We start from the raw sequence: 9,529 nt of genomic DNA on the forward strand, positions 1-9,529 counted from the left end.
GAGAAAGTATGCTTTTACAAGAACACTAAACAAACATTTTAAAATACACTATTAAAATTTAAACAAGGAACAAATGAAAAACAAAATTTTACCACGCCCCCTAAAACAGATTCATCGGAATCCATTAAATCTATTGAAGCCCTTGATAAAATATGCCTGTTTGTTAGGCATTTTTCTATTCAATACAGGTCATTTAGAAGCACAATCAGCAAGTGCCTTTCTAAATACAATGCAAGCATATTATGACCCCTGTACAGACAAAATTGTCGTAAAATACGACCATGATGCTTTTAATGATATATCAAATAATCCATTTAATCTAAATGCAATAAGAGTTGGTATTGAGTATCTGATACCTGGTCTAGCATCAGCCATTTTTTATCCAGTGGGATATGTAGTCAATCAAAATGGCGCATTTGCTTGGACGGGTTCTTCATGGCCTTCGCCCTGGCCTTCTCCAATCAATACAAATCATTGCGGAACTACCTCCATGTATTATGCCACCCAAAATGGAGGAAGTTTTAGTTGTGACAATGATGCAGATAATATCATTGCTGTTAGCTTTCCTATACCCAATGTTGGAGGATTAACTCCTCCCTATCAAGTAGAATTGAGTTTCGGTACTGTTGCTATAAATGTCATTGGAGGCTATATGAGTATTGACTTTCCTGGGAATCAAAGAATTTCTAAATCTATATACCCATACGGCAATATATCTGCTCCCTCATCTCTTTCAACCCAAGCGGTTGATTGTAATAGCGTTAAGTTGTCTTGGTCCAATACAGGCACACATTGTGGTTCAAGCTCAAACATACAAATTATTCGAAGTGGAACATCAGTAGCTACGATATCAGGCACTTCTACTACCTATACAGACACCAGTGCGCCCACAGGCACTCATAATTATTATATCAATCGAATAGCTTCAGGTAAAAGTAGTGGTGCAAGTATTTCAGGGAGTACCAAATTAGGTCCTGCTGATTCACCCAGTAGTTTGAATGCCTCTGAAAGCAATTGTGAAGGAATTGTAGAATTGAGTTGGTCTTGGAACTTCACCGACTTTTTGGGATTCACCATCGAGCGTTCGACCACCGAAGATTTTGCTGTTATTGACGAAACCTTCGACATCAACGAGAAAGACCTCCGCAGCTATGAAGATGAGACCAATATTCAAAGAAACATCGACTACTTCTACCGCATTGCCGCCTACAACGATTGTGGACCATCCCCTTTCTCGAGCGTAGTTCAAGGCTTTGCACCCGACAAACCCACCGTTGCCACCAACGTCACCGCCAATATAGTCGGCAATGAAGTACATGTCAACTGGGAAGACAACTCATTGGAAGACAAATTTTACTTGCGCCGTTTGCTTCTCGGAGGAGGATTCGACGAATACGAATTTGAAGCAGGCACGACCAGTTTTGAAGACAACACCGTCACCAACTGCCAAACCTATTTCTACAAAGTCAAAGCCGAAAACGAATGTGGAAGTTCCATTTCACAGCAGTCGGCAGGCGTAAAATTGATACCCGACCTCACCCAAGTCATCCAACAAGGCAATCTATTTGCCTCCAAAGGCTACCGACCAGGGGAAGTCAGATTGGAGTGGACCTCAGAAGATGCCGAGCGATTGGACTACTTCAAGATTTACCGCAAGGTTTACAACAGCGACGAAGACTCCATATTGATAGCCACCCTTCCCGCCAACACCAATATCTACAGCGACTACGATGCCGAAGCCAATACCATATTGGAATACACCATCATCGGACAAGGCTCTTGCGAAAACGAATTTATTTACACCATGAGCGACCAAGAAGTGGGCTTTCGCAGTCCTTCGGGCATCGTGAGTGGCAACATCAACTATGAAGGCGGTATAGCGGTAGAAGGAGTCAAAGTCGTGGCGAGTAGCGTAGATGGCGCATCAGGACACAGCCTGGGCTTCAATGGCACCGACCAATACGCACAAATTCCACACGACAACTTACACGCTCCCACAGGAGGATTCACCGTGGGCGTATGGGCGCATCCTTTGGCGCTCGACCAAAATATGACCCTACTACACAAATCCAATGGCAGCAACGGCTTTGGCATACGCTACCTTCAAAGCAGCAACGAAGTCGAGTTTTGGACCCACATCAATGGCTCAGAACAAAACCTCAAAAGCACCGCCCCTTTCCTCGCCAATCAATACAGCCACATTGGAGGCTCTTATGATGGCGAATGGCTCAAACTGTTTGTAAACGGAGTGCCTAAAGACTCTGTTAATGTCATGGGTTTATTGACTCCTTCCACTGCAAATTTATATTTAGGTGGAAACTCACCAGACGGTTACTTCAATGGCAGCCTCGATGAATTGGTGCTGTTGGACTATGGCAGAAACAACCTGGAAATGGAACAAGACCATGCACGCACCCTCGCCAATAGCGAAAACGGTTTGATTGGTTATTGGAGATTTGACGAAGGCACGGGGCCTTTCTTATTCGATGCCACCGAAATCAGCCCCAATGTATTCAACGAAGCACATGGAGCAAGGCTTTTTGCCACTTGGAGCAACACCATTCCCACAGCCTCCCAATTGGGCGTAGTGGGTTACACCGACAAAAACGGTTCTTACATCATCGAAAACGTGCGCTACGAAGGCAATGGCGAAAACTTCACCATCGTACCCATCAAAGGCGTACATCAATTCGACCCTTCACAGCGCATCCTATTCATTGGAGATGGCGCAGTCGTTCACAACAATACCGACTTTACAGACATTTCCTCTTTCAAAGTCACAGGTTCGGTGCGATATAAAGGCACGACCTGTTTTGCCAAAGAAGTATTGGTAAAAATTGATGGAGAAGTAGTCGTAAAAGATGGATTGCCCGTTTTGACCGACGACAATGGTTTGTTCGAAATACAAGTGCCCATTGGAAAGCATTATATAACTGTAGAAAAAACATTGCACGATTTTGAAGTAGGTCGCTGGCCCGCAGAAGGTACCTATGATTTCCAAGATGTAGTCAGTGGAATTGAATTTATTGACTCTACTTTGATTACTATAGTTGGTCGAGTAGTCGGTGGAAAAACCGAATCCGACAAGCCGATTGGTTTTGGCAAGTCTGTCAACAACATCGGACAAGCCACCATTACCTTCAAATCCCAACAGGGCAATGGGTGTAGCGAGCAGACCATCACTACAGATGCCCAAACAGGAGAATACATGGTGAAACTTCCGCCATTGAAGTACATCGTAGATGAATTGAGCATTGCAAGCAATCCTATCATTGATTTTGGAGTCTTGGATTTAGTCAATTTATCGAACCCCTTGCCCCTTCAAGTAGAAACCAACACAGTTTATGCCAATGGAACAAGTGAAGTAGTGAGTGTAGATACAGCAAGGTATCACTTACAGAACGACTACATTTACAGAACCCAACCCGAACTGCAAGTTTTCAATGAAGACAAGACAGGGGCGTTTACAGGTGAAAAGGAACTCACTTATACCGATGAAAACGACACAGAGTTTATCTTGGATATTGTAGCCCATCCTTTCCACAATCCCGTCTTCAAACAAGCAGGGGAATACACCATGGCGATTGAAGCTTTTGAACAATATGCTAATTTTGACAGTGGAAGCGAAGTTGTTTACAAAGACCCATTGAAGGAAGGGACATTGCTTATTGACAACAAATTGGCACTAAAACAGTCTGTTAGCTTCCCTGTCCAAGACGGCGATACGCTTTACACCTTTCAAGCAGGAAACCCCAATCCGCTACCCAACAACAGTATTCCCGAATACAGTTATACAAAGACCTTGGAGGTATTACTGCAAGTAGGGTCGTTCCAAACAAAATGGGAGCCTGTCACAAACCCGCCTACAGGAGGAGACAATATATTCAGAGGATATGTGTTTGGTAGCCGTTCTATAGGCAATAGTTTTGTTACCGAAGGCCCTCAAATAGTAGATATGGTTTTGAGAGACCCGCCAGGAAGCGGTAGTTCCGCTTTTTTTGAAAAGGAACAAAGCATTTCTTTCTCACAAAGTTGGTCTTTAGCAGGAAGCAAATCTTCGAGTGTATCCAAGAAGATTGACTTGGGAGCTGACTTTTCAACGGGTGTTGGGTTTACAGTAGAAACAGATGCAGAAAATGCTTTTACAAGTACAGTAAATATAGAGAAAAAAATAAATGGATCAGGGGAATATGTTGAAACATGGCAGAGTAGTCAAAAAATCTCAACACGAGGAGATGCCGAATTGGTAGGCGCATCCAGCGATATTTATATGGGCAAATCCATGAACATTATTTTTGGGTTGGCAGAAAAATTCTCCATCGTTCCCGACTCACTGTGTAATTACCCTGGAGTAGATTGCACCAATTTTGCCAGCAATGGCTATAAAATTGCCAAAAGAGAATCTTTTTGGGTCGTGCCAAATGGTTTTGGAACAGAGTTTATTTATGACCAAAACCACATCGAAAATTATTTGATTCCCGACTTAACCAACCTCAGAAACTACTATTTGTCCAACAGTTCCAGTCATACTTCTCATGTATCCATAGACCATGATCTATATGGAGCCAATAATGATGACCCAAGATGGAAAGATGAACCAAACGGATATGTGACTTCTGATGATGGGGGAGTTTTCGCACAGGAAGGAAGTCCATTTTACAGCTATACCAATATAGGAGACCTTGACGGAATGAGTTATACTTATACAGGAGGAAATCCAAATGAAGATTCAGTGAGATGGTACAATCAGCAAATCCGATTATGGGAACAAGCCATTTACTTCAATGAAAAAGATAAAGTGATATCCTTAAATGATGTAGATGAGAATATTTCCTTCAATGGAGGAGTAACGGTTGAAAAATCCAAAGGATTCAATTTTACCACAGAGCATAAATTGGGGTTTGAGTTCAACATATCCAAGGAAGCCGAATTGGAGATGGGAGGTAAAATTGGGGGTGTAGGAGTAACTGCCACAGGCAAAATCGCAGTTGGCATATCAGTAGGCGCAGGACTAGGACTGACAACAGATAATACGACAACTTTCGGTTACGAGTTAAGCGATGACTTGGGAGATTTCTTTTCGGTAGATGTGGCAAAAAGTGACAGAGGATGGGGACCTGTATTCAAAACAAGAGCAGGAGAAAGTATGTGTCCACACGAAGAAGAAATTGTCACCAAGTTTTACCAGCCTGGCACTACCCTCAGTGAACGTACCCTCCAACGAGAAGTACCCGTCTTAGAAATCAGTCCTTCTATCATGGTCAATGTGCCTGCCGATGAAATGGCTTCCTTCAATTTGAGTATTGGAAACAACAGCGAAACAGGCGACCAACAAGTGTTTAAGCTGCAAGTATTGGAGGACACCAACCCCTTTGGAGCCATCATTCGAGTAGATGGAGAAGACCCCAACCGAGAATTTGCCGTTCCTCCCAATGGAGCTTTCAACAAAGTCTTGACGGTGGAAAGAGGCCCAGCCGTTTACGAATACGACAGCATACAAGTCATCTTACACTCACTCTGTCAGTTCCAAAATGCCACGAGTCAAGAAAAAGACTTGGCAGATACCATCACATTTTCTGTGCATTACCTACCCGTTTGTACAGAGGTAGAACTCATCGAACCAGAAGACCAATGGGTCGTAAACAACGGCTTCAATGATACCCTACCCATCATCATCGGTGGCTACGACATCAACTATCCTGACTTCAAAAAAGTCCGCTTCCAATACCGCCCTATTTCCGACCCCGATTGGATAGGCTTGGAAACCTACTACAGAAACGAAGCCGACAAACCAACACCCGAGGCACTCTCTATCCCTCAAAATCAACCCTATATCACCTATGATTGGGATGTATCACAGATCACCGATGCCAACTACTACGTCCGTGCGGTTACTGAATGTGCTTTAGCCGATGAATCCTCCGACAACTATGTAGGCATCATTGACCGAGTCAATCCACATCCCTTCGGCACACCCTCTCCTGGCGATGGTATTTTGTCGCCCAACGATGACATACTGATTCAATTCAATGAACCCATCGAAGCAGGAGCTTTGACCATTCAGAATTTTGACATTCGAGGCGTATTGAATGGCGCAGAATTGACCCATGGCACCAGCGTTTACTTCAATGGCACAGACAGCAAAATGACCATACCCGAAGGCATCAATCTCACCGCAGGTTCGTTCTCCGTCGAAATGTGGATGCGTAGAGGCGGAGCCAATGGCGAAGAATGTGTGTTCTCACAAGGGGTAAACACAGGACAGGCTATTTTTGCAGGCTTCAACAGCAACAATCAATTGACCATGACCATTGCAGGAGAAACGGTCAACACCGTATCTACTATCACCGACACCGATTGGCACCATGTAGTCTATAGCTACGATGCCCTATTGAATGTCATCGAAATATTTGTAGATTCCTATGTGGAAGTCACCGAAACCGTTTATCCTCAATATGAAGGAACAGGACGCATTGCAGTAGGACACAGTTTGGCAGGCGCACCCCGACACTTTGACGGCAACATCCACGAACTCCGATTGTGGGGCAAGGCAAGAGACGAAGCCGACATTGCCGCCCGTAGATTTGTCTTATTGACAGGCAGAGAAGCAGGTATTTTGGGTGTTTGGCAAATGGACGAAGCGATGGGAACAGATACCGAAGAACGTATCCGAGAACGCCATGCAACACTCGAAAATACCACTTGGACAGTTGAGCCTTTTGGACGTTCTTATGCCTTCAATGGCAGCGACTACCTCAGCACTCCCGCAGGAACATTGTCTTACAACAACGAAACCGACCTCACCATTGAGTTTTGGTTCAACAGCACCAATGGCAACAACATCAACTTCCTCAGCAATGGAAAAGGAGATGGCAGCGACAACCTGACTTCTTGGAGCATTGGCACAGATGCCAACGGCAAAATTTTTGTGACCAACCAAGACAACAGTTTTGAAGCCGTCACCGACAATTTCTTTGATGGACAATGGCACCATTTTGCTTTGGTCGTCAATCGTTTGTCTGATATTTCTGCTTTCATAGATGGCAACCTTCAAAACACACTCGACAGCGATGACTGGGGAGGATTTGGCGGAGCCAAGTTATTCGTAGGATGTCGAGGATGGTCAGACTTCAACCAAAACTACCAAGACCGACACTTTACAGGAAGCATGGACGAAGTGCGTTTGTGGAATACTTCTCGCAAGCAAGAACAGATTGTACGAGACATGACCAACAAACAAAAAGGCGACGAATTGGGATTAGAAGCCTACTGGGCATTTGAAGACTACGAACAAGAGGCTGGAGTAAATGTATTGATTGAAACCCTCAACGATCTATCTCAACACTCCAATCATTTGACCGCAAATGGTGGTGCATACGACACACAAACACCTCCTATTCGTTTGCCAAGACCTGTTCAGAAAGTCAACTTCATATACAGCGTCAACAACGACAAAATCATCTTGACACCAACCGACCCACCTGCTTTGATTGAAAACGTCACCTTGGACATCACCGTAAAAGACGTGTTCGACCTTCAGGGAAACAAGATGCAGTCACCTGCTACTTGGATAGCCTATGTCGATAAGAATCAAACCGTTTGGGAAGAACAACAATTGTATTTCGAGAAGCCTTTGGGCGAACCCTTGAGTTTTACGACCAAAATCTTGAACCAAGGCGGAGAATTGAAGAGCTTTTCCATCGACAACCTACCCAACTGGTTAACCTCTAGCCCAAGAGTAGGTGCTGTTCCTCCAAACAGTTATTTGAACGTTACCTTTACTGTTGATCCAAGCTTAAACATTGGTGAATACACACAAGATTTGCAGTTGAACACCGACTTTGGTTTCTCCGAAATTTTGGTTTTAGAACTCAAAGTATCACAAGCACCTCCTACCTGGAATGTGACTCCTGCCGATTATGCGTTCACGATGAACGTAGTAGGTCAGGTGAAACAAGGTGAGATTTTCTCTACCGACGATGAAGACATTTTATATGCCGTAGTAAACGATGAAATCAGAGGAAAAGCACAATTGCAGTACGTAGAAGCCTATGACAAATTCTTGGCTTTCATGGATATTTACAGCAACAATGTTGGCAGCGAAACCGTAGAGTTCCGTTTTTGGGATGCAAGTCAAGGCAGGGTGTATGTAAACATTACTCCTCAACTCGACTTTGCTTCCGACACCTATATTGGCACACCTTCTGCTCCGCAAATTTTTGAAGCACCCGCAGAAATTTACCAAACCATTCCTATCAGCACAGGTTGGAACTGGATTTCCTTCAATTTGCAAAGCTCCAATGCAAGCAACATCAACAAAATGTTGGAAACACTCAGTGCTTCAACAGGTGATGTCATCAAAGGATTCCGCTTCTTTGACCAATATGAAGAAAGCTTCAACAGTTGGGGCGGTGGATTGAGCAACAGTGGTGGTATTCAAAACGATGAACTGTACAAACTGCAAATCAGTGGCGACAACGATTTGATTTACACAGGTGCCGTAATTGACCCAACAAGTCAACCTATTGATATTGAAGAAGGTTGGAACTGGATTAGCTACATCGGCTTGCGAAACCTAAGTGTCAATGCAGCTTTGACCACTTTCACTGCAACAGATGGCGACCTCATCAAAGGTCAATTTGCCTTTGCGATTTACGACCACAATTTGGGATGGGTCGGAAGCTTGACGCACCTCGAACCCAACCAAGGCTATATGCTTAATGCAGCGAATGCAGGCACAGTGATTTTCCCTGCATCTGGCGTTGGAGGAGGCAAAACTGCCGACTCTACTCCAAGCACTTTGGCTTTCAGCGAGCATTGGGAAATCGACCGCCACTCCTATCCATCCAACATGACCATCATCGGACAAGTAGAATGGTGCGACCTACCCAACATCACAGACGACCTTCGAGTCGGAGCATTTGACGGAGAAGAATGTAGAGGTATCGGCAAATTGTGGTACGACAACGAAACGGAACAATACTTCACCTACTTGACAGTTTATGGCGACAACAAACCCCAGGATTTGACACTCAAACTCGTTCACGAAGAAACGGGCATCGAGTTGGAAATAGAAGAAGGTTTGTTCTATGAGCAAGACGGCATCATCACCAACGGCTACTACAAAACCACCAGCGAATTAGCTTGTAACAAACTACTTGATAATTTACCGCAAGATGGTTATTTCAGTCAAGTGAAGCCCGTTCCTTTCGACAGCGAATTAGAAATTGAATTTACGTTGGAGGAAAGTAGTGATGTTGAAGTCATTGTGTATGACATGGCAGGCAAGCCGATTGCCACCTTATTGAAGGAGCAAAAAGGCAGAGGAAATTGGACGGTGAATTGGGATGCAGCAGATTATCCATTGGGTATGTATGTTGTATTGGTTCGCACGCCACAGTTCACGCATACACACAAGGCTTTGAAGTCGAATTAGATGCAAAAAGCGAGATACAAATTTCAATTCTTGCCTCTTGCTTCTTACTTCTTGCTTCTTACTTACCAAAGACAAGCCTTTGATTATTAGATG

General features: G+C 44.1%; 1 protein-coding gene. It reads left to right on the plus strand.

Annotated elements, in window-relative coordinates; all coding sequences use genetic code 11:
* The first annotated feature begins 73 nt into the window (after nt 1-73).
* The gene (locus tag R3E32_10310; GenBank protein ID MEZ4885107.1) at nt 74-9,436 is read left to right on the plus strand and encodes a LamG domain-containing protein; all 9,363 of its coding nucleotides are present in this window, start codon (nt 74-76) and stop codon (nt 9,434-9,436) included.
* Nucleotides 9,437-9,529: the final 93 nt, after the last annotated feature.

It is taken from the genome of Chitinophagales bacterium, from assembly GCA_041392475.1.
Taxonomy (GTDB): Bacteria; Bacteroidota; Bacteroidia; order Chitinophagales; family UBA2359; genus JAUHXA01.

Coding starts and splice junctions, on each gene's coding strand:
- R3E32_10310 (MEZ4885107.1), top strand. CDS start 74: ATGAAAAACAAAATTTTACCACGCCCCCTAAAACAGATTCATCGGAAT.